The sequence below is a fragment of the Levilactobacillus wangkuiensis genome (assembly GCF_016861605.1).
In the GTDB taxonomy this organism is placed as follows: Bacteria; Bacillota; Bacilli; order Lactobacillales; family Lactobacillaceae; genus Levilactobacillus; species Levilactobacillus wangkuiensis.
In genome coordinates this window covers 30,727-51,934 of sequence record NZ_BOLM01000016.1, presented here as the reverse complement: position 1 = coordinate 51,934, position 21,208 = coordinate 30,727, and the positions used below count along the sequence as shown (strand labels likewise).

Here is a 21,208-nt window from a genome sequence, read left to right as displayed (position 1 = left end):
ATTATCAACCAGAGAAAGTTAGGTAACTTGCCCCAGGTTGGTAATAACGTAACGCCTAAACAATTATATAGCATATCTACTGGTAAGTTCAATGATTATTGATGAAATAAGTTTTTGCTGTTAGTAAATGTCTGGCGCATGACCAGCAGTTATTAGGGATTCCTGATAACTTTGGGGATTGCCGACCGCAATCGTTGGGGTGAATCCAAAATTTTCGTTTGGCAGGGAGGCAATCGTCATGGTAACGAATTGGAAAAAGTGACACGTTTCTTAAATGAAAAACTAAGTTAGTTAATCGAAAAAACTCTATCGCTAAGTATAGCAGAGAATCTGTAAAAGGAAAGTAAAATTAGTGAAATTACAAAATGTAAGCGTGATTAGCTGGGGATGATGTGATGATAAATAATCACAATGTAAAACGGTTATCAGCTGATAGTTTGATTGAATATAACTGCTAGTTTATGTTGAGAATGAAACGCGACAATATTAGTTTTTCCCCTATACGATTTACCTTGATATTTACGTAGGATACGTTACAATGTGGGTGTAGAGTTATTTATCCACATTAGCGGATATGTGAGGAAATGGTTTGGCACCTTTCTCAAAGCAATGGGGTAGATAACCAGAACAGTATGCGGATTCTGTTCGAGGATTCAGGTATGAGATGTGCTTACTAGGGAAGGACAACTGCTGAGAAGCAGAAACCATAAGGAGGTCGCGAATCATGAAACGCGCAGTGATCGGTGAAGCTAAGGAACATTACAAGGCTTATAAGGCAGGCAAACAGTGGATTTACGCATGTATCACAGTTGTTGCTGTCGGTTTGGGCTTGGCGGGGGCCAACGTTGGTACGGCGCAAGCAGCGACAACGCCAGAAGCTGAACCAGCTGCGAGTCAAGTGGTTGAGACACCAGCGGCGGAAACGCCAACGCCAGCGGGCGACGTGACGACTCCTGAGAAGCAAAACGAGGAACCAGCGGGTGACAAGCCAGTTGCTCAAGAACCGGCGAATGACGATGATGTCAAAGATGAAAGCGGTTCCGACGATGACGTAAAAGTGTCCGATCCTGATGTAAAGGATGACGTCAAGGCGGGTGAAGAAACTAATGGACAATCGGAACAGGAGAAGCCTGCTGCTGGGGATCAGGACGTTAAGACACCTGGGACAACGGTGACTGATTCGGAAACGACTGAACCAGATAAGGTTGTGAAGACGTCTGATCAAAAAGTTACTACAAATTCTGTTCAAGTTGACCCAGTCGCACCAAAACAAGTTGTTGTACCACAGGGACGGATGATGATGGCCCGGGCGGCTGTCGCAACTATTTCAAACGGACCGAAGAACCTGACAGCGGTTCCTGTTTTCCGGGCACCGGACTTCAATGATATTTTGGGGAAGGATGCTTCTGAGTGGATGCCGGATGCAAACTTGCGGACCTTACTGATTACATCAATTGATCAACAATATTATGGTGCAAGAGGTATCGTGAACTCTGCGAACCTGTACCAATACGCTGGATTTGATGGTGATTGGATGAAGTATGGGGTCAATACCATGGAAGAGTACTCTAACCCAGCACCTATCAAGAATCTGGAGGGGTTACAGTACTTCACAAACTTGCGGACGTTCAAGCTGAGTAATGCGGAATTGCCATTAGATAGTATGATTGATTTCTCTTTTGCCCCAAATCTAAGATCATTTGAATTGTTTAACATAAATGATGTGAAAACGGATTGGAACATTTCGGCAGATACAGTTCTACAGACATACCTGGCGAACAATCCCCAGTTACAATACCTGACCTTGTGCGATTTGAATCTGAACGGCGGTTTTCCTGACCTGACAGCTTACCCAGAACTGTATATGGTGGATCTGTCTGACAACCAAATGACTGGTAACCTGCCGGATATCTCTTATTTACAAAATGTTTGGGAATTAAACGTCAATAATAATCAGTTAAGCGGGCAGTTACCTGACGTGTCGAACTGGTCCGTCACGAGCTTGCGGGTTTCTAACAATAAATTTACAGGCGTCTTACCAAACACCAGCACACTGACTGGTCTAGAGTATTCGATGAATCAAATTGGCACTGGGATTATTCCAGGATCTTATCAGTCGGGAGACTTTGTTGTTGGCTCTGGTCAAACATTAACGAATGCGCACCATATTTTAACGAATGGCAATAACAGTTTCGACCCGACGGAAGGGACCTTCACGAATTTCATGAACTTTACCACTGGTGAAACGGTGGATTCGATTAAGATGCTTCCTGGTAAATTCAGCAACGGTGCGTTAGCGGTTTACTCTGTTGATAGCACGGATGGCATCACGAATCATAACGAATGGGCCCAAAGCCAAACGGATGCCTCAGCTTGGTTTACCGTTAAGGCCGACCCAAACAACCCGAATGGTTTCCTGCTAGTTGCCAACAAGGCGGCTAAAAATGGTAACTATGTCATCAAAGTTGTGTTAGACGGGGGTGACGGGAGCGATTACAGTTCCTGGGTCAACTTCTCTGTCACCAACAACATGACGACCACGGTGACCCCAGTCACGCCTAACACCCCAGATCCAGATACTAAGACTGGGACGCTGACAATCATCAGTGTCGATGAAAATGGAACGATTATTGGCAACGACGTCAAGACTGGCAACATCGGAGACACCTTCAACATCGACGCCCCAAGCATCGCCGGCTACAAAGTCACTGGCAACGCGACCGCCACCGGGACCTATACGGCGGACGGCCAGACGATCACCTTCACCTACACGAGTGATGGCACCGTCAAGACCGGTGGGGATGGCGCCACGATTGACGACACAACGCCAGCTGATAAGGCGACGGGCAAGACCACCAAGGGTGGCGCAGCCGATACGCTGACGGGTACGAAACAGGGGACCAAGCAAGCCGCTAGTCAGAAGCAAGCACCAGTAACGAGTCTCAAAGCCAGTGGTCAAGCGGCCACGGTTACCCCAACGGCCACGCCAGCCACTGACAAGCAGGCCAACAAGACCGTCTTACCACAAACGAATGAAACCAATGGGAACTACGTCTTAGCCGGTATTGCCACCTTGATTGGTGCGCTGGGTCTCGCCGGGCTCAAGTTAAGAAAACGTGGGTAAGCCTCTATAGTTAAGAATGGTATCGCTTTCAAATAAAAGCACTGGCCACTTAGCCGGTGCTTTTTGGTGGACGGGCACAACGAATCAGCTACTGGTAAGTTAGATAAACGGTTAAACGGCCGTGAAATAGGTCTGAGTAACGCCACTAACAGTTAACTGTGATATTTTAGACTTGTTCCTAATCCTGATGGGGACGGTAATATAAGGCCACCGGCGGTAGGATTGACCGTTGGTGGTTTTGTTTTGGCCAAATTTTGAGACGAAATGGGGGATACCCATTGTTCCCGCCGCAGTGACCCGGTATACTGGGATTATTGAGGAGGCCTGGTCAATGGGACGTTGGATACCCTACATAATTGTGAGTCTCATTTTGCTGGTCCTCAGTTGGCATGCCGCGGCGCAGCACCACTACCGGCGGTTGCTTTGATGGCTGGGGTGTTGGGGCCTGGCGACACTGACCTGGACGCCCGTGGCGTTTTCATTTGGCAGCGACACGGTGGGTCAGGTGACCACGCACTGGATTGCTGGCGGCATCTGGGTTCTACGGCCGTTCGAGCGGGCCAGCATGGACACGTCCTTTTGGCTAAATATCATCATGACGATGCCCCAGGGGATGTTGCTGGGCGTGAACTGGCCGCGCCTGCGTTGGCCTCAGTGGCTGTTGGCAGGTTTGGCGACTGGATTGACCCTGGAAACGGGGCAGGCCATAGGCAATTGGCTGGTGAGCCTGGGCCGGTGGGTCGACATCAATGACGTGCTGACCAACTGTCTGGGCGTCGTGCTAGGTGCTGGTCTCGTGTGGTGGGGCCGCCAACACATTCAGGCTAGAAAATAAGGGGGAAACAAAATTGTTTATGACAACTGGTGGGCTCAACCGGGCGCACGCGATTCAAGGAATCTTAACGGCGACGACGAGCACCATGCTCCGGTCGGAAAAACCGGATGAATTTTCATTATTTGATAAATTATTCGATGAGGCCAAGCAAAAATTAATGCAGCAGGCGCAGGACGCGGATGCTGATGGGCTGATCGAAGTCCGCTTCAATACCGAGGTCGTCCGCATGAACGTGGCCCCGAAGTTTTTGGTCGTTCACGCCTATGGCACCGCCGTAAAATTTCCAAAATCAAAAAAAGTTGAATAAAGGGGTTCCCTTTTATACAACTTTAGTGTAATATATTATTTGTTGTTGAGTTGCCCCGATGGCGGAACTGGCAGACGCGCAGCGTTCAGGTCGCTGTTTGAGTGATCAAGTACAGGTTCGAATCCTGCTCGGGGCATTATTGAAACAATTAGAAAGTTTTAGATAAAGAGGAATCCCGTTAAATCAGCGTTTAAAGGGATTCCTCTTTTTTTCGTATCCATAGAAAAACATAGGAAAATGATTTTTCTTTACACTTTTTTTGCACTGTCCTGTGCGGTGTAATCCTTTAGACTCGTGATTTTGTCGAGAGCAATTTCAATTTCATTATCAGTTTTTGCACGATACTCGTCGATGAGGTATGAGTAGATTCGAGTGGTGGTCCCGAGGTCAGAATGTCCAAGTCGCTTAGAGATAGCATAAATGTCGACACCCTCAGCGAGTAAATAGGCCACATGAGTGTGTCTAAGGGAATGAAAGTGAAAGCCATTTCGGGCAATATCAAGATCACTTAGGAGCCTTCTCAGTGTCTGATTCACCGCATTAGATGTTGGAATGGTCCCGTATTGATTAGTAAAGACGTATTCATCGCGCTTGTGTTCCTGCATATCTTTTAAAACGTTAGTAAGTTGCTGATTGATCCGAATCACTCGGACGGACGATGCTGTCTTAGTGGGAATCTGCTTTTTGGTGGATTCGTTCCAGGCGTGGTTGACAGAAATTGCCTTGAAGTTCAAATTTATATCTTTCCACTGTAATCCCTGAATCTCTCCCAGTCGCATTCCAGTGAGTATCGCTGTTAGAATCATGGAACGTGAGGTGAAATTGTGACTGGGATTCTCTAAGATGGCTGCGGTCAGTATCTGAGTCTCTTTCATGTTCAGGTAGTCAATCCTGTGGGTGCGACTGTCGTCCCATACTAGCTCAATTCCATCGGTAAAGTCCTTGACGATTAGTTCTTCATAGATGGCATTTTTAACACAAGCCCGTATTAAGGTGTTAACTTTGTGGACGGTATCCCGGGCATGTTTCTTGCCGTAAGTGGTCATGAATTTCTGATAGTCACGTCGAGTTACCTTTTCGATTTTTGTGGTCTTGAAGTATTTTTTGAGTTCACGGTAAGTGATCATGTATCGGTTTTGGGTCCGAGGGGAGACCTTAGCCAATTTGAAATCCCGGAACCACTTCAGAAAGTACTCTGAGAAGAGGTGAGACGCTTTTTCACCCTTTAAAGGCTCTCCTCGTGATATTTTTCCTTCCCAATCTGCCGCCAGTAATTGGGCGGCTTTTTTGGTGGCTAGGCCGCCTTGATTAGCAGTTTTATACTTTCCGTCCTTATCCTTATAGGATACGCGTATTTGCCATTTACCGTAGCGCTTGGTAATACTTGCCATTTTCACTCCTCCAAACAAACGTGTGTTCTTTGTGACGATTAAAGAAAAGCCCTGAAAGGGCCTAAGCACATATTTATCTTTTAATGTCACTATTTTTGGGACAATGCTTCTCCCGGAATCGAACCGAGGGGAGTCACCAGACAGAAGCTGTTAATATCGTGTAAACCATTTAGAACTGTTCGTTCGTGCATAATATAGTTTTGATCCGTGGCCGTTTACTTTCAAGAAATAGCCGTCCTTTCCCATGTGATAGAAGGGCGCAACATGGATAGTTTTTCCATAATGTAATTTTAGATGATGACCCAGGCGATTAGTTGCATAGCAATCACCTCGGATGAATTTATATACGGTAATGTTGCGAGTGACATACGCACGTTTATAGTGACTGGCATTTGCTGAGGTACTGATAAACATGGTTAAAGCAATTGCTGAAACGAGGGTGATCCAGATTTTTTTCATAATTTCCTCCCGATAGATGTATTTGATTAATCTAAACTAGTAGCTCGTGAATCATCCTTTAAAACGGTTACTACCAGTTTCATAATGCTTGTTTACGTATTTGCGACCATATACTTTCCAATTCGTATAGGTTCCATTTTTTATGTGGATAATTTGGCCACGGTGAAGCTTAAAACTACGAACGCGATGAGATGGCGTATACATGGTACCCTTAGTGTACTGATAGATTCGGATAGATTTTGTAACAATGGCAGTATAGGTACTGACAGAATAGCTGTCAGACATTGGGATTGTTAGATGATTTGTAAACTTTCACATTACGAGTGAGAGTTACCCAGCGTTCATGACCGGTTGGAATAGATGAAGCAGAAGCACTATCACTAGTTGCAAATACTATAATTAGTGAGAAAAGTACCAGAAATGCAGTAATGATATTTCGATTTTTCATAAATTAGTAGCCCCCGTTAGCGTAGCGGTAGTAGTGCGCTTTTGTAACTTTGTGCATCGATGCCATACCAACTAAACGCACCTTATGGTAGCCCGTTTTTCTAATTTTAATGGTCGGATAAATTGTATTTCCTAATGTGAAACTAGTTCGGAATTTATAAGTATTACCACTTTTTGAGACGCTACGAATATGGTACGAATACACATCGGCCTGTGGAGCTCCTTCATGTAGTGACTTCTTGGTTACCCATAAAAGGTGATTATCACCTATATAATAGCCACGAAGACTAGATGGTGAGGTAGATGCTGCATGAGCAGTCAAGCTTACTGCTGATACAGAAACGAAAGCAATTGTTGTAACTATAAGAGATAGGATCCTATGTTCCTTCATAATTTCCTCCCGTGGTATGTAGTCAGCTTTTAACGTCATCGGGTGTGGACACAGTAATTAAACAATGCTTTAACCGTGCGTAGCATTGCCAATACTATTTTCTAATGCTAGGGTTTCACGATACTCATTCGCTTCAGGCTTTTCTCTGAAGTCAACTGTCATATCTTTATATTTTTTAAGCTCGTTCTCTACCTCTCCGATGGTTATAGAGAAATATTCTTTTCTGTTGTTTACTTTATTGACACGATTACCTGTGAATTTGTTATGAAGTTCCGATTCTAATTTGTAAGCATCTTCACTGAAAATTAAAGCGTGCACATCGAACTTAAAAGGGACTGACGCGCTGCTTAGTTCATTAATCCTGTCCATAGGTTCTAATCGACGTGTCACACCAATTTTAAAAATGTTTCTACCAAACGATCCGATATTGGAGATAATGTAGACATACCCGGCAGTTGCATGCTGCTCGCGGTAGTCAACTTCAGTCTTTTGGTTCTGCTGTGCTTCTAGTTCGTTTTTAAGCTTTTGAATTTCTGCAAGCAAGTTTTGGTTAGAGGGTTCTTCTTTAGACTTTTCTTCTAGTTCTTGAATTGCTTGAGTATAATGTTTGATTTCTTTGTCGATTTTCTTACGTTTTGAAGCAATTTCGCGTTGCAATGCTTTTTCTTCACGCTCTTGGGCACGTTGCTCACGTAAAATTTCTTTTTCTTCCTGGGATTTCTGGCGATAAGCAAAAGCAAGGTTCAATTCATCTAGCTTCAAGTTAAGATAATCAATCTTTATAGCGACGTCATCAACGCTGTACATCTTATTGTGTTGTTCAAACGATCTCGTGATACGCCTACTTATTCTATCGTAGTTAGAATAGGTTGCTTTATTAATAGCCTCAGTGCATTCGTTATTAAAACTTCTAAGAATGGACTTTATGCTATTTCGAGTCATTTTTCTGCCTTCGGCTTTGCTATCGTTGACTATCCAATTCGGATTATAAGTAACCGCTGTCTTATCTTTAATCATAGCCTTCTGTTGCTCACGCAAATTTATAAGCGTGTCTTTGTATTCTAACGACGTTGAAAAATCGTATTGTGGCCTGTATAAGCCGTACGAACTCATTTCTAAATCAGGCTCAAGGTCGCTAATATCTGCCCGAATATTTTCTTTTTGATCAATTAGCTGACCAATCTCATTTTTAAGCTCCTTAACTTCGGACTTATTTGTTGCAATGATTTTTTGGAAGGTAGATTGCAACTTTTTTTCGCCTTCAGATAATTTAGACAGCTTTGCAGTTTTTAGAGTTATAATTTTATCAAGTTTTATTGGTTCAGCTTCGTGAAGAGATAGCTTGAGGCTGGCCTTTTCAGACAGCTCTTTATTTTTCTGAAGAGCTGTCTGAATTTGTGACTTTAAGTGGGTGCTATTCATAAGCATTTCTTTTTTTGACTGTTCCAGTTCTAAGTTGTTCTTTGATAAAGCTTCGTTAGCTTCTTTTAAATGAATGATCTGTTTTTTGAATTCAGATATTCGAAAAATATCCCTTATTGACATCTCGTAGTCCCTTCAATCTAAAACATGTTTGTAGTGCAGTCCATATGCAAGACCAACTTCATGCAGGTATGGCAGTTCAACGCCAACATCATCGGCCGCTGGATAGTCGGACTCCTCACACGCATATTCGCGACGTAAACGGTCCATGTCAGCCCGTGTCAGCAAGTGAGTAAATCCCCAAACACGAGCCCGTCGTTCCTGTTTCATATTCTCTAACGATCTATAATCGGTAATGTCGCCAACCGAAGTTTCAACATGACCAATTTCCTCTAGTATCCATTGACATAGTTGGTCGGGTGTTTTTCTTTCGTTAAGGGCGACCTCATCACCGATTGCCAGGCCGCTCAGGCGCACTGGTAACCTCTTGAAGCTAAAAGCAATTTCCGAATATTGCGCCATTAAGGTTTCAAGTCTATTCAATAAACTCAGTCCTTTTCATGACGCTTTTTGTACTGCGCCTTTTTGAACTCAATATAGTCTCTTATTTCTTGGCGTTCTTCTTCGGTTAAATCAGCTAGATCGCCATCAATATGGGCGGCAACGGGCACATCACCGAGGTCAACTTTGTGACCTAAAAGATAGTCAGTTGTTACTCCATAGTAGTTAGCTAGCTTTATAAGCATTGTGTTGTCGGGCTCGTTGCGTCCATTTTCCAAATGAGAATATGCAGCCCTACTAGTTCCAATAGCTTTTGCTACATCATCTTGCGTTCGATCGAGTTGATTGCGCAAGTACTTCAAACGAGTTCCAAAAGTAGAAGAAGCCATTAATAGTCCTCCTTAATTGATATTATACGTATCATTATAGATACAAAAAGTATCTGGTTCAATAAAAGATACAAAAAGTACCTTTTTTCTATTGACGATACGTAATGTATCGTGTATCATTATGATTGTTGATACGTTATGTATCGGAATTGAGGCGAAAAAAATGATTCGAAAATGTCTAAAAAGTTCTCGTGTAGAAGCTTGTCTTACTCAGGAAGAACTTGCTAACGAACTTGGTATTGCTGAAATAACAGTTAGAAAAATTGAAAACGGTGCAACGAATCCGAGCGCTAAATTAGCTGTTAAATATGCTAATTTCTTTGAAAAGGATTTAGCAATCCTATTTCCTGATATATTTTTGCTTAATTTTGATACAAATAGTATCAAAAAGCCTGAGGAGGTGAGCTGATGAAGAAACATGAAGTGATTCATTTTTACAAGTCAGGTGGTTTTAATCACTTGGTAAATGTCTCTGTTGATGATAATTTGTTTGCCGCAGTTACCTTTACTGATAGTGAGATGAAACGAATTGAACAAAAATATCCACTAGCAAAGGATAATCTGTTTGCACTAGTGGACGGTGTAGAAATTAAATTAAAAAGCTAAAGACCGAATTTGTTTTCAATTAGCTTAGCTGCAACTGAGCTAAAAATGTTTAATGAAGCAGAACCCATCTTAGAAGCAATTGTAGATTTGGTTTCCTCCCAATTCGTGTTATCTCGGATATTGTCGAGAAATTCATGACCTTTGTACGTAATCTTCGTAAAGGCATAAGCATCAGGCATCTGTTGATACTTTCTGCCATCAACGAAGCCACCATCTATCAGTTCGATAAAAGTATAGTAAAACGTATCTAGGTCAAAAAGATCAGAGATATTAGAGGATTCAATTACTTGCTGCAAGTCCGATTCCGAGCCGCCGTCATAAGGAACGAGTTCTAATAGTAAGAGCAAATCTCTGACACATTCATGATTAAGTTTCATAATTTATCACCTCCTTCAAGTATCAATTGTACCAGAGAAGGTGAGTGATATCGGTAGCCTGAGGAGGTGAGCTGATGAAGAAAGAAGAATTCCAAAGTGCAGTTCTTACAGAACTTCGTAGCTTAAATAAAACGCTCAAGGTTATCGCTAGTAACCAAGAGCGTCACGAAACGTCATTGTCATCGGATGAATTGTCCAAAATAGTCAAAAATGACATCCGGCAAAGCATGAGAAGCGTAGAGAAAGAATTACTTAGCTGATGTGTCGTCAACTAAGAACTCTTCTAGAAGGTTATGAACTGCTCGAAGAGTGGATACTTGAAAGCTGCTGCTAACTTTAGTGGCGATCTTTGATGCTATGAGATTACTATCCGAATTATTGTTAATGATTTCGGTTACGGAATCTCCAATTGTTGATACAAACTTTTCAGTATTCTGGTCGTCCAAGGCAGTTTTAACAATTTTGTTGAAGCGCTCTTCAAATTCTGCTTTTTCCATGATTATCACCTCCTTACGCACTAATTGTACCAAAAGAGGTGACTAATATTATTTTTTCCAAAGAACGGGGGTGACACTATGCTCCAAGTTCTAGCAGCAGGATTACTAATTCTTGTGATTGGAAACTACTCATCAAACTAATAGGAGGTGTCAAAATGACACGGCAAGAAAAAATTGAAATGGTAGCTGGCACGTCAAATCATCCAGCTAAGTTCATTGAAGAACTAACAGCTGATAACGATCAGCTATTAGAAAACTTAGTTGTGGTTGCTAAGGCACAAATTGCTAATGAGACAGCTGACCAAGTCTTTGAAGCTATGGCTTAAGTATAACGATTATGGCTGTCAAATGCCTTACATCAAATTGACAGTTAGAAGGAAGTGACAGCATGCAGAATAAATTTGCCGAACAATTAACTTTGGATCTGGCAGGAGTGGTGCGTAGGGACGTCGCTCAAAAAGTTCATATCTCCGATGGTCAACTGACCCGTTTAGCGAATGGGCAGCGTACTAGCGACAAGGGGATGCGAGCTGGGTTGGCACACGCGCTGCATAGTATCTTGTTGGCATTCTCTGGCGCCCGTAAGGATTACGGTGTTCTTTCTTTCTTGAAGAGCAGCAAACGTTATGACGATGTTATGGCAACACTCTTCCAGCAACGCAAAGAAGAGGACGACCGGCGTGCGTTAGAAGAAGCGTTCGACCAGGCCATGACGACTAAACCGGAAGCTCGGTCGTCACAGCAAATCTTACTCATACGAGATTATTTCAAAGAGTATGCCGAAGAGATCATGTCTGAAAACACCGATATTGTAGCCAAAGCAGAATATGCTGGAATCGATATCCATCAAGTTTTTGACGAAGCCAATGCACGAGTAGGAGGGTGACAAGATGAAAGCACCACAGGTAATTGAATTTAAGGCTCGGGCGGTGGTACCAGATAGCTTAGAGCTAGTTGAACGGGATGAACTTGATAGTCTTCGCAGTCAGGCACTTACAGGTCGAACTTGGACCATGCAGGATTTACGTGAATGGGCCGGGAAAAAGTCAACGGACTGGATTAAGGACAACGTTTTATACAATCCCCATTATTCACGCGAAATTCAAGACATGATTGACCGACATGAGATTCATGAGGCTACAGGAAAAGGCTCACGTTGGCTGTTCAAGGCTGGTCCCATGGCAGATTTCTTAGATCGTCACTGGGAAGAATTACCGTGGTAAGGAGGAAGAAAAATGATTTTGCAAAGCATTTACGATTTTTGGTGCTTCTATTTTGGTGAAGCAGCCACGTGGATCGGCAGTATTGTAGGCCTTTTCTACGCCGGTTACCGCTTCCGTAAACACGTTGAGACGGTCGGTGGCTGGAAGTCTTGGCGTAATGACTATTTTGGATTGGAGGACAAAAAATGAAAATTTGGCATAAAAAAAGAGCCCTGACCTGGCCGTCAGAACTCGAAGATAAAAAGTATCTCTCATACTTCTTTAGCGTTAATTCTACTCCGAAAGGTGGCGTATGGCAATGGCTTTAGGAGGTACCTCGTACATGTATGACCGTAAGTTTGGTCAGCAAGCTGTCACACGAATTAACCAGCCAGACCCAAGCATCCAACGCATCGACACGGATGAAGGCTTTATGAAACGTGTTAAAAAGCAAGTCGTAAGCACGGCCCTACGAAAATCGGAGGTAATCTCATGGACATGATGACAAATGTGCCAGGAACTTTTATGCCAAAGCCAATTGGCGTTTCTAACCTATCAGAGCTGGCGGATATTAAATCCGAACTTTTTCAAGAGGTTCAGCGGTTAGCCGAAGACAATCGGCTGGACGATGAAGAAATTGACCGGCTTTATAGTATCAATGACAAGCTGGTTGCTTGGCAGCCAGAGCTTGAGGAGGAAAAATAATGGACCAAGTAAAAGAAAGACCACGTCCCAAGGTCGAGATGACCTACAAAATGAATCGTTACCAGTGGTTGGAACATCGCCGCAAAGGCATCGGCGGTTCTGATGCCTCAGCTATCCTAGGATTCAACAGCTGGCGGTCTCCATATGAAGTATGGGCTGATAAGACTGGTCGATTGCCTATCGATGATACTGGAAACGAGTTTACTCATTGGGGAAACATCATGGAACCTATCTTAGCTCAGGAGTTTCAGCGCCAAACCGGCAAGAAGGTACACCGTCAAAACAAAACGTTTGTTGACCCTGAGTATGACTTCCTTCGGGCAGACATCGATCGGGATATCGTTGGCGAACCCGGATTCTTGGAAATCAAAACAGCTATGGAGTTCAAGTCTTCAGAGTGGACGGACGACGAAGTTCCACCCGCTTACCTGCTACAAGTTCAACATTACATGATGGTTCTTAATCGTCCTTACTGCTACTTTGCCACGTTAATTGGCGGTCACCACTTCTTGACTAAGCGAATTGACCGGGACGACCAATTAATTGCTACTATGCGTCAGCAACTTATTGACTGGTGGGAGAAGCATATCATCCAAGGCATTCCGCCAGAGATTGATGGTTCCGATTCAACTACCAACGTCTTAAATAAGCTTCATCACGAGACTGAGGGCCAACCAGTCATCTTAGACGATGATTTGGACAAGCTACTTACTCAACGTGAACAGCTCAAAGAAGGGCTTAAAACCTACACCAACGACATCAAAACTACTGAAAACAAGGTCCGAGCGGCAATGCTTGCGACCGAGGTTGGTACATCGACTAACTTCGTTGTGACCAATCGGATGAACAAGCGCGGCAACCGCGTGTTGCGGATTAAGGAGAGATAAGAATGGCTACTAACAATACTTTAAACCAGGCTTTAAACACTCAGCCTCAAAAAGTTAATGCTAAGAATGCATCAATCAAGGTTCTACTTGAATCACCGACGATTCAAGCCAAGTTTCAAAACGTCTTGAAAGATAAGTCTTCAGGTTTCGTTAGTTCGGTTCTTAACGTCGTCAATTCCAACGGATACCTAGCGGATGCTCAACCAATGTCTATCATGACGAGTGCAATGGTCGCCGCAACGTTGGACCTTCCTATTGACCCCAATCTTGGGTATGCCTATATCGTCCCATTTAAAGCCAAGAATAAAGAAACGGGACACTACGAGAAAAAGGCACAACTCATCATCGGGTATAAGGGATATATTCAACTGGCGCAACGCTCAGGTCAGTATCACAAGCTGAACGTTGCTCCAATTCCCGAAGGCGCCTTTATCTCATGGGACCCGCTGGCAGAAGAACTCAAGTATGACTTTTCTAAGCAGACATCAGATAAAGTCGTTGGTTACGCTGGCTACTTTGAACTACTGAACGGTTTCACCAAGACTGTTTACTGGACGCGTGATCAGGTTGAAGCTCATCGAATCGCCAATAATAAGGCCAAGGACAAGCGAGCACTTGCTGGTGTATGGCGTGACCACTACGATGCAATGGCTACTAAAACTGTTCTACGGAGCATGCTAGGCCGCTGGGGTATCTTATCTATCGAAATGCAAAACGCTGTCAGCAAGGACGAGAAGCCGCAAGAGCTGTCAGATGATGGTCAGTTAGTAGAAGACCGGTTAGACATTACGGATGATGCCACAAGTGATGACAGCGATGGTGCTAAATCAGAAGACAAGCCCACGCCTGTCAAGCATACCAAAAAGTCAGATAGCGAAAATACTGATTTGACTAGTCAGGAGCAGCAAGATATCTTCAATGCCGTCAACGGTAAGAAGTAAATAGATTATAAGCGGTGGGTGGGCGGCGTAAGGAGGTGGCAAATTGAATTATTTGGTTCAGATAAAGGCATTCTATGATCGGCTCGAAGTCGAACCCCTCAAATCATCGGAAATTGCTTTATGGTACTCACTAATGTCCATAAACAATAAGACCGCATGGTCTGAAACGTTCACGGTAGCCTCATCAGTGTTATGCCAAAAATCTGGAATTAAAGAAGCCAACTTCTATAAAGCACGTAATCTTCTTCAGCAGAAGGGGTACATCGATTGGAAATCTCGAACAGGTAATCAAGCTGCAATTTACCATCTTCCTAAGCTGTATGAACAACTGCCTACAAATAGTATAGACAATCACACAGACAACTGGGGAGACAGTAGTAGAGACACCTCTATAGGCAGTAGTAGAGCATTAACTAAACTAAACAAGACTAAACAAAAAGATGTAGATGATGACGTGGTTGCTCGCTCGAACGTGTTCGACAAGTGGACGGCCCTCTGGGGATTTCCAAATGCCATCGCCTTACCAGAGCTTAACGGGTGGCTTGAGCAACTGTCACCTGACATCATCGACTACGCTATCCAGATTGCTGGAGAGCACGATGTTCAGTCGCGTGGAGCGCTTAAATACCTGCGTGCAGTTATCGATGGATGGCAGCAGCGTAACATCACCACGCTTGAGCAGGCCAAGAAGGCGGCTGAGGAACACGACCAGCGTATGGCTAATGGTCGCCGCTCGAACACTAAGCCAGCGCACGCCAAGGAGACCTTGCCGGACTGGGCACAACGGGATAGTGGTCAGCCCAAGGCACCAGCTAAGAAGCTTAGTGCTGAGCAACAGGCGGAGTTAGATTCGCGGATTCAGAAACTTCGGCAACGAAATAAAAAGCAGGAGGCATAGTATGACAAGTTTACGAGATTTAATCACAGGCACCACTAGCGACAACGTCGCGGTTAACGCTCGAGGACTCCACGACTTCTTGGAAGTTGGCAAGGATTTCTCTAACTGGTTCAAAGATATGACTGACTACGGTTTTACCCAAGGTGAAGACTTTACGCCAATTTCGGCGAAAAGCCATGGTGGCCGGCCTCGCATCGAATATGCGATGACTTTAGACATGGCTAAAGAGCTCGCCATGATTCAACGGACTGAGAAAGGCCAGCAAGCACGACGGTACTTTATCTCAGCTGAAAAGCAGTTAGCTAAACAGGAATCAACGAACAAGTTACCAGTGACGCCGCGTGAACAGATTAAGTTACTGCTGCAGGGTAACGAGGATACCAATCAACGTGTGGATCACGTTGAAAGCCGTCTAACTGACCTAGAGAAGAATCAAAAGCTGGATCCTGGCGAGTATAACTGGTTGGGACGTCGTATCAACCGTGCGGTACGCGATTACATGGGGATGCACAACCTAGTACTGAGTAACTCGCAACGTTCAAAACTGTTCCGTGACATCAACAGGGGTGTCTGTGAGGTGGCTCACGTCAAGACACGGACACAAATTCGTGAGGGATACTTCGACGACGTGTCGGACTACATCAGCGACTGGGTGCCATCTACCGCGACGCTGGCAGTCATCAAGCAAATGGGCAGCGACTTGCCAGTTGCTCAGGAGGCCTAGAGATGACTTTTGAAGAGGCACATAAGCTCCTGCAGGAGCAAAGTAATCGTGGAACCGATGTCTGGTATGGACCAAGCTTAGAAAAGCATAGTCGTGTTCGTGGTCAGCTGGAATGGGGAGCTGTCGAGTTAGTCCTCTATCAGCTAGAAAAGAGCTATGAACGCAAGGAGGCGCCACATGATTAAGTATCCTAGTGGTGGTATTCCACAAGGACGAAGCTATAGCCCTGATGGTGATAAGGAAATAGTCAAGCCACTCAAGCACAAAAAGCGTGGACCGGGTCCAGAACATGTCATTCAGACGCAAATCATCGCTATGCTGTCGATAAATGGATGTCAGGTATGGCGTATCAACGTCGGTAGGGTACCCATGAAAGACGGACGGTTCTTTAGCGCTGGCCCTGAGAAGGGTTTCCCGGACCTATGCGGATACCGCAAGTCAGATGGCAAGATGTTTTTCATCGAAGTCAAGACTGATAAGGGGAAGCGGCGCCCGGCACAAGAGTATTTTGCGAAGGAAGTTGCTATGGACCCGGTCATCTACGGAGTGGCCCGCAGCCCTGAAGAGGCGCTGATGATTGTGCAGCGGGGACTAAATCGAACGGAGGACAAAAAATGAAACCTGAAAATGTACGCCTGGCATTAGCCAAGCTGATGGACCTGAACAACAAGAAAAGTGAGCCATTTGACATCGATAGTGGCGGTAAGATTCGCAGCCTTAGTTTCGATGAGTTACGGGATGAGAACTTCGAGCTGCTGGCTGACATCGCCGACTTCTTGGGGATGGAAAACTTGTACCGCGACCCCGACTCAAGTGATCACTTTGCGAGTTAGATTGACGAGCAGCATGGGCTGTCACGAGTGTCAACTTTCATGGGCGAGGACCCACTATCTGGGGCATACACCTACATGGAAGGTGAAGGCAGCCTTGTGGCAACAGAAAAAGCCAGTCATCAATGGCTGGCATGTGGAGGTAATCAAAAGATGAAGTCTTACATGGTTAAAGGTAAGCGACAGTACCGCGAGTTAATGCAGCTACTGTCTGATGAGGGTTACTGTTGGCTACCTGGAACGGTACAGGAAACAGCTGAAAGCGAGCCGTTACCGGTAGACGGAGCCTATGTAATCGTTACAAGTGATAGTCACACAATCTGGTGGCGGCTGCCTGAGTGGGACCGGGTGCCTGGTGAAGGGCTGCCGATTCCTTATGAAGATTGGCACGCCATCACGCGTACCAAGTGGCTTAAGGCTAAGGAGGACAATCATGAGCAAACGGCCTGATATCACAGCGAAACTCAGCCAATTGGTTGAGAAACGGCTTGATTCACAAAACATGTACTGGTCACCTGAGGTAAACTTCGATGGCGGCAAAAAGCGGGTAGACTTCGTTGGGTTCCATTCGAAATTGGGTGCCCCGGAGGCGGTAGCAGTGGAATTAGGACAATTTGAGTTCTATGAGGTCAAGTCGAGTATGGCAGATTTCACATCTGGACATGGGCTGACCTTCTACGGTGATAAAAATTTTCTGGTGTGTTTGCCCGAACTGGCCCAGCAGCTGGTGGAGCAGCAAGCTATTCCGGAAAGAGTCGATATGATCCTTTGCCCCGACAAGAGCTGGAAACGGTTAGTACCTAAGATTGACCGCATGAGAGTTGGACTGCATCGAGAACGAACCGCAGCGGAAATACTGTGGGCGATTGTGAAAACTCACAGAGAAAGTGAGGAGGTATTTGATGAGTAAGCAACGGAAGCACACGAAAAAGTCCACCATGCGCAAGAAGAAGCGTCGTATGGCGGAACACGCGCGGGAACACCAAGCTGAGGCTAAGGAAGGTAAACAAAAATGATTAAAAAATCAGGAGAAATCACGTTCAAAATTGTTGATAAGGAGTAAAAGTTATGTCACTAAACAAGAAAATGGCAGCTGAAATTAGAGCTGCTTACGCCAATTATGGTGATGATCCAGATAAGTGGCCGGAAAATGTTAAAAAAGAAATCCGCGGTCAAACTGAGGAAGGACACACGGCAGAAAACAAGATCCTACGCCACATGATTTTACACGGATTCACCAACAAATATATTTCACAAGAACGGTCCAGGACACCTCAATATATCCAGAAATTACGTGGCAGAATGCGAAGACGTGACGAATTGGATTACCAAGCCACGCCAGATGAATTAGCACAGCTGAAATACAACCTCGATCACATGGATTGGCCTAACAATAAAGGAATTGCTAGTGCTATGGGACGCGACAAAGATTGGGTGCGCTGCATGCGAGTGAAGCTACGGGAGGCAGCCAATGTTTAACTACAGCAGAGGAGTTAAGTGGATTAGAGTTACGGATATTGATGGCGGCTTAGTTTGGATCAATTTAGAAAAAGTGGAAAGAGTCTACCGTACTAGTGATGGTTCGACATTTGAATTTGCGAATACGGCTATCCAAACTATTGTCCCATTTGAGAAGATTCCTGATCTGTTAGGCGGAGGTAATCACAATTGACAGTTGGACAAAAAGTCTTTCGACGATTCGTTCTCCGTAGCTTTGAAGACCATCAGTATGATTTAGGTCGCACATTGACGTGGTGCGAACGGCACTATCACAAATTGTCGGAGCCAGAGCGTATTGCCATGAACCACTTGAGTATTAAAGAGCGAAATGAAGTATTGTTGGAAATTATCGATATGGGACTAGCCAAGTGCTAAATCACTTTACCAAGCTGAGCAATTTTATGTAGAGGTGAGAATATGGATAAAACACGCGACGCAATGAATGGGAACCAGCGTATGTTGCTTAGATATTTGGAATCATTGGTACCAAAAGATGATGTACTGATGGGACTAGCTGCATTCCAATCAAAATTAAGTGATCACAGCGTGCCTAAGGAAGTTTACATTGCTTTGGGTATGCTGAGCAATGCTGAGTTTAATAACGTGCTACACGAGCTTACACGGCCATTTTAGATAGCAAAAAAGGGCTGACGCAACAGCCCTCACCCAATTCGTTCTTACTCAATGGTCAACAAATTAATTATACCATTGATAGGGGCTGAAAGGGTTGGCTGAATTAGATTTTGACAATATGAACATGGGAAGTCTCTTCCCAGAGGTAGATGTTGGAGCAACTTTGCAAAACGTGACACACTTTTTGTCCGTAGTATTGCCTAAGATGGTCCGTATCAGTGGACAGTCAATGAGCGACTTAAAATCACCTAGTTATGATGGAATGCCAAAGTCTCAGCCATCAGGTAATGCGACAGATTCAAGAATTGTACGGCGGCTATATGCTGAAGAGGTCGTCAAACGGACAATCCAAGCAATTAAACACTGTGATAAAGATTGCCAGAATATCCTAGATGAACTATATCTACAAGAACTATCAGATACCATGTGCTTTATGGACTTAGGATTTTCTGAGTCCAGCTATTTCCACGTTTGGAAGCCAAAAGCACTATTACAGTTTGCCGATTGCTATATGTTGGACGACCTCCATATTTTTAAAAAAAGCAGTTTTGATGCAGTTTGAGTGCAGTTTTTATGCAGTAAGACAGCAGGCATTAGGCGCATTATGGGATTATTCTTGTATCATCGAAAGAATTAAGAAACACACGCATAGCTCAATGGCAGAGCGGACAGTAATTGCCTGACGCGGGTTCGACTCCCGCTGCGTGCATGTGGTGGAATGATGAACCGGCCACAAGATTACCTCCAACTAACCCTAGCAGTAATGCTGGGGTTTTGTTATGCTTTGATTAGTTTGGAGGAGAAAAATATGCCAGAAAATAAATACACAGGTGCCTCGAAATTGTCAGTTAGAGTTTCAGGAACCGCATTAAATGCTGAAACGGGTTATGAGCTTGAAGCTGTCATTACATCGCTGCAAAGTGTTGAGAATTTAGTGAAAAAGACTTATTTAGCGGCCTACGATCGGGCGCGTTTTACCGATAATGATGCCGATAATGTAAGTATTAACCTAATGGCTTGGCGTAAAGGTTCATTGTGGTCTGATTTACAAATAAATTATCGAGATGTAATTTTACCCACGATTGGTTTTGTTGCAGAGAACAAAGAATTTGTGTGGGAAATAATTAAGGATTCAACGAAATTTTTGAGAACAAAGTTAAAAGCGGAAAAGGAGGGAAAAAGCGTGCAAGTTAAGCAGACAAGTAAGTCTGGTGTCAATATTAGTGCCACTGATGGTGGAACGGTTATTATTACTGTACCGGAAGATCTTCCAAAAATTGCTGAGCAGTTACAGGGGCCTTTGGAAAATTTAACTCAGCAAGTTGATGGAAAAAAAGTTTCGTCAATTGATTTGACGAATGGCACCGATACATCTGAAAAGAAAACAGAAAAGATCACTCTGGACGTTGAGGACAAAGCAACGTTTGGATCAGCAACGTTTACGTCCAACGATGAAGTTGAAATTCGAGGGAAAATCGTCTCTGGGAATTTTGAAACCAATACAGGCCGAATTGAAGTTATTTCATCCTCAGTTAGGGATATTGAAGTTGGGATAAGTTACCGATTGAGGATCTCTAAGGATCTACATGCTGAAGAGAAATGGAAAGAGATGTTTCTCACTCCACGTCCGTATTATTGTAAGTACACATTGGGTGGCCCTAACCGTGACAAAGTTACTGAGATTATCATTACAGATTGGAATGAAGCGGATTGGGAAAATGCTGGGTAGTTTAACATGAGACTGAAGCATGCACATATTTTGTCGGAAACACCATGTGTTCAGCCGTTGGGTGAGTGAGGTTCGACTCCCGTTGCACGTATTGGGCAAATAACTAAAAGGAGATGGACTCTCCCGTTCATCCAAGGCTATAGCGCCCATATTGTGATTGTAACTGGTGGTGGCCTGCCAGAAGAGGGCGGTTTGAATTCCGTGTGTGGTTCGATTCCACACCAATCACATACACGGTCGTCTCAAACGAGGCGGCCTTTTAGTTTGGAGGAATGGCAATGAGAAACTATCAACGGGACAACTTAATATTCGGCCTGCTGATGGTGCTGATCATTATTGTGTTGGGGGTGTGGATACATGCGACACACTGAGTATGGCTACGTTAGCCCAGCAGAGAACCATTGCTGTCGTGA

The 21,208-nt window shown here is 44.3% G+C and carries 33 protein-coding genes and 2 tRNA genes; 28 read left to right on the top strand and 7 right to left on the bottom strand.

Features of this window, described 5'->3' with window-relative positions:
- Positions 1-724: 724 nt before the first annotated feature.
- From JUF13_RS10905 to JUF13_RS10890, 4 genes are all read left to right on the top strand, one after another.
- Complete coding sequence (locus JUF13_RS10905; protein WP_203639688.1) at positions 725-3,124, top strand: MucBP domain-containing protein; 2,400 nt, start codon at positions 725-727, stop codon at positions 3,122-3,124.
- A 469-nt stretch (positions 3,125-3,593) separates the two neighbouring features.
- Positions 3,594-3,959, top strand: coding sequence for a VanZ family protein (locus tag JUF13_RS10900; protein ID WP_236002695.1), 366 nt, complete (start codon positions 3,594-3,596; stop codon positions 3,957-3,959).
- A gap of 19 nt (positions 3,960-3,978) precedes the next feature.
- Positions 3,979-4,266 (top strand): heavy metal-binding domain-containing protein, encoded by a 288-nt coding sequence (locus JUF13_RS10895; RefSeq protein WP_373300840.1) that lies wholly within the window; start codon positions 3,979-3,981, stop codon positions 4,264-4,266.
- Positions 4,267-4,318: 52 nt separating this feature from the next.
- Positions 4,319-4,402: transfer RNA gene (locus JUF13_RS10890), tRNA-Leu, on the top strand.
- A 112-nt stretch (positions 4,403-4,514) separates the two neighbouring features.
- On the opposite strand, the gene JUF13_RS10885 is transcribed toward JUF13_RS10890, so the two are convergent.
- The 5 genes from JUF13_RS10885 to JUF13_RS10865 form a co-directional block, all read right to left on the bottom strand.
- Positions 4,515-5,657 carry a tyrosine-type recombinase/integrase gene (locus tag JUF13_RS10885; RefSeq protein WP_203639687.1) on the bottom strand — a complete coding sequence of 381 codons (1,143 nt, stop codon included), beginning with the start codon at positions 5,655-5,657 and terminating at the stop codon, positions 4,515-4,517.
- A 910-nt stretch (positions 5,658-6,567) separates the two neighbouring features.
- On the bottom strand, positions 6,568-6,954 hold the full coding sequence (locus JUF13_RS10880) for a hypothetical protein (protein WP_125766057.1): 387 nt from the start codon (positions 6,952-6,954) through the stop codon (positions 6,568-6,570).
- A gap of 69 nt (positions 6,955-7,023) precedes the next feature.
- A complete protein-coding gene (locus JUF13_RS10875; RefSeq protein ID WP_125766058.1) occupies positions 7,024-8,499 on the bottom strand; it encodes an SNIPE associated domain-containing protein in 1,476 nt (491 codons plus the stop codon).
- 12 nt (positions 8,500-8,511) lie between these two features.
- On the bottom strand, positions 8,512-8,919 hold the full coding sequence (locus tag JUF13_RS10870; RefSeq protein WP_164511401.1) for an ImmA/IrrE family metallo-endopeptidase: 408 nt from the start codon (positions 8,917-8,919) through the stop codon (positions 8,512-8,514).
- Between the two features lie 5 nt (positions 8,920-8,924).
- Positions 8,925-9,266 (bottom strand): helix-turn-helix domain-containing protein, encoded by a 342-nt coding sequence (locus tag JUF13_RS10865; protein WP_043022771.1) that lies wholly within the window; start codon positions 9,264-9,266, stop codon positions 8,925-8,927.
- A gap of 121 nt (positions 9,267-9,387) precedes the next feature.
- Between JUF13_RS10865 and JUF13_RS10860 the strand changes: the two genes are divergently transcribed.
- Positions 9,388-9,675: a helix-turn-helix transcriptional regulator gene (locus JUF13_RS10860; RefSeq protein WP_263853639.1), complete on the top strand. Its 288-nt coding sequence runs from the start codon at positions 9,388-9,390 to the stop codon at positions 9,673-9,675.
- Positions 9,675-9,872: a hypothetical protein gene (locus JUF13_RS10855; RefSeq protein ID WP_041815519.1), complete on the top strand. Its 198-nt coding sequence runs from the start codon at positions 9,675-9,677 to the stop codon at positions 9,870-9,872. The genes JUF13_RS10860 and JUF13_RS10855 overlap by 1 nt, the downstream gene beginning before the upstream one ends.
- Here JUF13_RS10855 and JUF13_RS10850 read toward each other — a convergent pair.
- Positions 9,869-10,249 (bottom strand): DUF2513 domain-containing protein, encoded by a 381-nt coding sequence (locus JUF13_RS10850; protein WP_125692866.1) that lies wholly within the window; start codon positions 10,247-10,249, stop codon positions 9,869-9,871. The two genes, JUF13_RS10855 and JUF13_RS10850, sit on opposite strands and share 4 nt — an antisense overlap.
- 74 nt (positions 10,250-10,323) lie before the next feature.
- On the opposite strand from JUF13_RS10850, the gene JUF13_RS10845 reads away from it, so the two are divergent.
- Positions 10,324-10,509: a hypothetical protein gene (locus JUF13_RS10845; RefSeq protein WP_125766060.1), complete on the top strand. Its 186-nt coding sequence runs from the start codon at positions 10,324-10,326 to the stop codon at positions 10,507-10,509.
- Here the strand turns inward: JUF13_RS10845 and JUF13_RS10840 are convergent.
- Positions 10,498-10,746: a hypothetical protein gene (locus JUF13_RS10840; RefSeq protein ID WP_086231641.1), complete on the bottom strand. Its 249-nt coding sequence runs from the start codon at positions 10,744-10,746 to the stop codon at positions 10,498-10,500. The genes JUF13_RS10845 and JUF13_RS10840 overlap by 12 nt on opposite strands.
- A gap of 155 nt (positions 10,747-10,901) precedes the next feature.
- On the opposite strand from JUF13_RS10840, the gene JUF13_RS10835 reads away from it, so the two are divergent.
- From JUF13_RS10835 to JUF13_RS10740, 21 genes are all read left to right on the top strand, one after another.
- A complete protein-coding gene (locus tag JUF13_RS10835; protein ID WP_164511402.1) occupies positions 10,902-11,072 on the top strand; it encodes a hypothetical protein in 171 nt (56 codons plus the stop codon).
- Between the two features lie 62 nt (positions 11,073-11,134).
- The gene (locus tag JUF13_RS10830; protein ID WP_203639686.1) at positions 11,135-11,632 is read left to right on the top strand and encodes a transcriptional regulator; all 498 of its coding nucleotides are present in this window, start codon (positions 11,135-11,137) and stop codon (positions 11,630-11,632) included.
- A 4-nt stretch (positions 11,633-11,636) separates the two neighbouring features.
- On the top strand, positions 11,637-11,969 hold the full coding sequence (locus JUF13_RS10825; protein WP_086231639.1) for a DUF771 domain-containing protein: 333 nt from the start codon (positions 11,637-11,639) through the stop codon (positions 11,967-11,969).
- 12 nt (positions 11,970-11,981) lie between these two features.
- The gene (locus JUF13_RS10820) at positions 11,982-12,158 is read left to right on the top strand and encodes a hypothetical protein (protein WP_159074711.1); all 177 of its coding nucleotides are present in this window, start codon (positions 11,982-11,984) and stop codon (positions 12,156-12,158) included.
- Positions 12,155-12,277, top strand: coding sequence for a hypothetical protein (locus JUF13_RS14520; protein ID WP_263853640.1), 123 nt, complete (start codon positions 12,155-12,157; stop codon positions 12,275-12,277). The genes JUF13_RS10820 and JUF13_RS14520 overlap by 4 nt, the downstream gene beginning before the upstream one ends.
- A gap of 163 nt (positions 12,278-12,440) precedes the next feature.
- Positions 12,441-12,653 (top strand): hypothetical protein, encoded by a 213-nt coding sequence (locus JUF13_RS10815; protein WP_125766062.1) that lies wholly within the window; start codon positions 12,441-12,443, stop codon positions 12,651-12,653.
- A complete protein-coding gene (locus JUF13_RS10810) occupies positions 12,653-13,540 on the top strand; it encodes a YqaJ viral recombinase family nuclease (RefSeq protein WP_125766063.1) in 888 nt (295 codons plus the stop codon). Before JUF13_RS10815 ends, JUF13_RS10810 begins: the two co-directional genes overlap by 1 nt.
- Positions 13,541-13,542: 2 nt before the next feature.
- Positions 13,543-14,481 (top strand): recombinase RecT, encoded by a 939-nt coding sequence (locus JUF13_RS10805; RefSeq protein ID WP_125766064.1) that lies wholly within the window; start codon positions 13,543-13,545, stop codon positions 14,479-14,481.
- A 43-nt stretch (positions 14,482-14,524) separates the two neighbouring features.
- Positions 14,525-15,379: a DnaD domain protein gene (locus JUF13_RS10800; protein WP_125766065.1), complete on the top strand. Its 855-nt coding sequence runs from the start codon at positions 14,525-14,527 to the stop codon at positions 15,377-15,379.
- A gap of 1 nt (position 15,380) precedes the next feature.
- Complete coding sequence (locus JUF13_RS10795; protein WP_125766066.1) at positions 15,381-16,103, top strand: antA/AntB antirepressor family protein; 723 nt, start codon at positions 15,381-15,383, stop codon at positions 16,101-16,103.
- Positions 16,104-16,105: 2 nt separating this feature from the next.
- A complete protein-coding gene (locus JUF13_RS10790) occupies positions 16,106-16,288 on the top strand; it encodes a hypothetical protein (RefSeq protein WP_125766067.1) in 183 nt (60 codons plus the stop codon).
- The gene (locus JUF13_RS10785) at positions 16,281-16,721 is read left to right on the top strand and encodes a VRR-NUC domain-containing protein (RefSeq protein WP_308439874.1); all 441 of its coding nucleotides are present in this window, start codon (positions 16,281-16,283) and stop codon (positions 16,719-16,721) included. The genes JUF13_RS10790 and JUF13_RS10785 overlap by 8 nt, the downstream gene beginning before the upstream one ends.
- Positions 16,718-16,936, top strand: coding sequence for a hypothetical protein (locus tag JUF13_RS10780; RefSeq protein ID WP_125766068.1), 219 nt, complete (start codon positions 16,718-16,720; stop codon positions 16,934-16,936). Before JUF13_RS10785 ends, JUF13_RS10780 begins: the two co-directional genes overlap by 4 nt.
- A gap of 150 nt (positions 16,937-17,086) precedes the next feature.
- A complete protein-coding gene (locus JUF13_RS10775) occupies positions 17,087-17,383 on the top strand; it encodes a hypothetical protein (RefSeq protein ID WP_125766069.1) in 297 nt (98 codons plus the stop codon).
- Positions 17,367-17,843, top strand: coding sequence for a hypothetical protein (locus JUF13_RS10770; protein WP_125766070.1), 477 nt, complete (start codon positions 17,367-17,369; stop codon positions 17,841-17,843). The genes JUF13_RS10775 and JUF13_RS10770 overlap by 17 nt, the downstream gene beginning before the upstream one ends.
- A 158-nt stretch (positions 17,844-18,001) precedes the next feature.
- Complete coding sequence (locus JUF13_RS10765; RefSeq protein WP_203639685.1) at positions 18,002-18,412, top strand: hypothetical protein; 411 nt, start codon at positions 18,002-18,004, stop codon at positions 18,410-18,412.
- Complete coding sequence (locus JUF13_RS10760; protein ID WP_203639684.1) at positions 18,405-18,605, top strand: hypothetical protein; 201 nt, start codon at positions 18,405-18,407, stop codon at positions 18,603-18,605. The genes JUF13_RS10765 and JUF13_RS10760 overlap by 8 nt, the downstream gene beginning before the upstream one ends.
- A 245-nt stretch (positions 18,606-18,850) precedes the next feature.
- Positions 18,851-19,066, top strand: a complete 216-nt coding sequence (locus tag JUF13_RS10755) for a hypothetical protein (protein WP_203639683.1) — start codon at positions 18,851-18,853, stop codon at positions 19,064-19,066.
- 94 nt (positions 19,067-19,160) lie between these two features.
- Positions 19,161-19,628 (top strand): ArpU family phage packaging/lysis transcriptional regulator, encoded by a 468-nt coding sequence (locus tag JUF13_RS10750; protein WP_097545830.1) that lies wholly within the window; start codon positions 19,161-19,163, stop codon positions 19,626-19,628.
- A gap of 81 nt (positions 19,629-19,709) precedes the next feature.
- Positions 19,710-19,775: transfer RNA gene (locus tag JUF13_RS10745), tRNA-OTHER, on the top strand.
- Between the two features lie 99 nt (positions 19,776-19,874).
- Positions 19,875-20,795, top strand: a complete 921-nt coding sequence (locus tag JUF13_RS10740; protein WP_203639682.1) for a hypothetical protein — start codon at positions 19,875-19,877, stop codon at positions 20,793-20,795.
- The last annotated feature ends 413 nt before the right edge of the window (positions 20,796-21,208 follow it).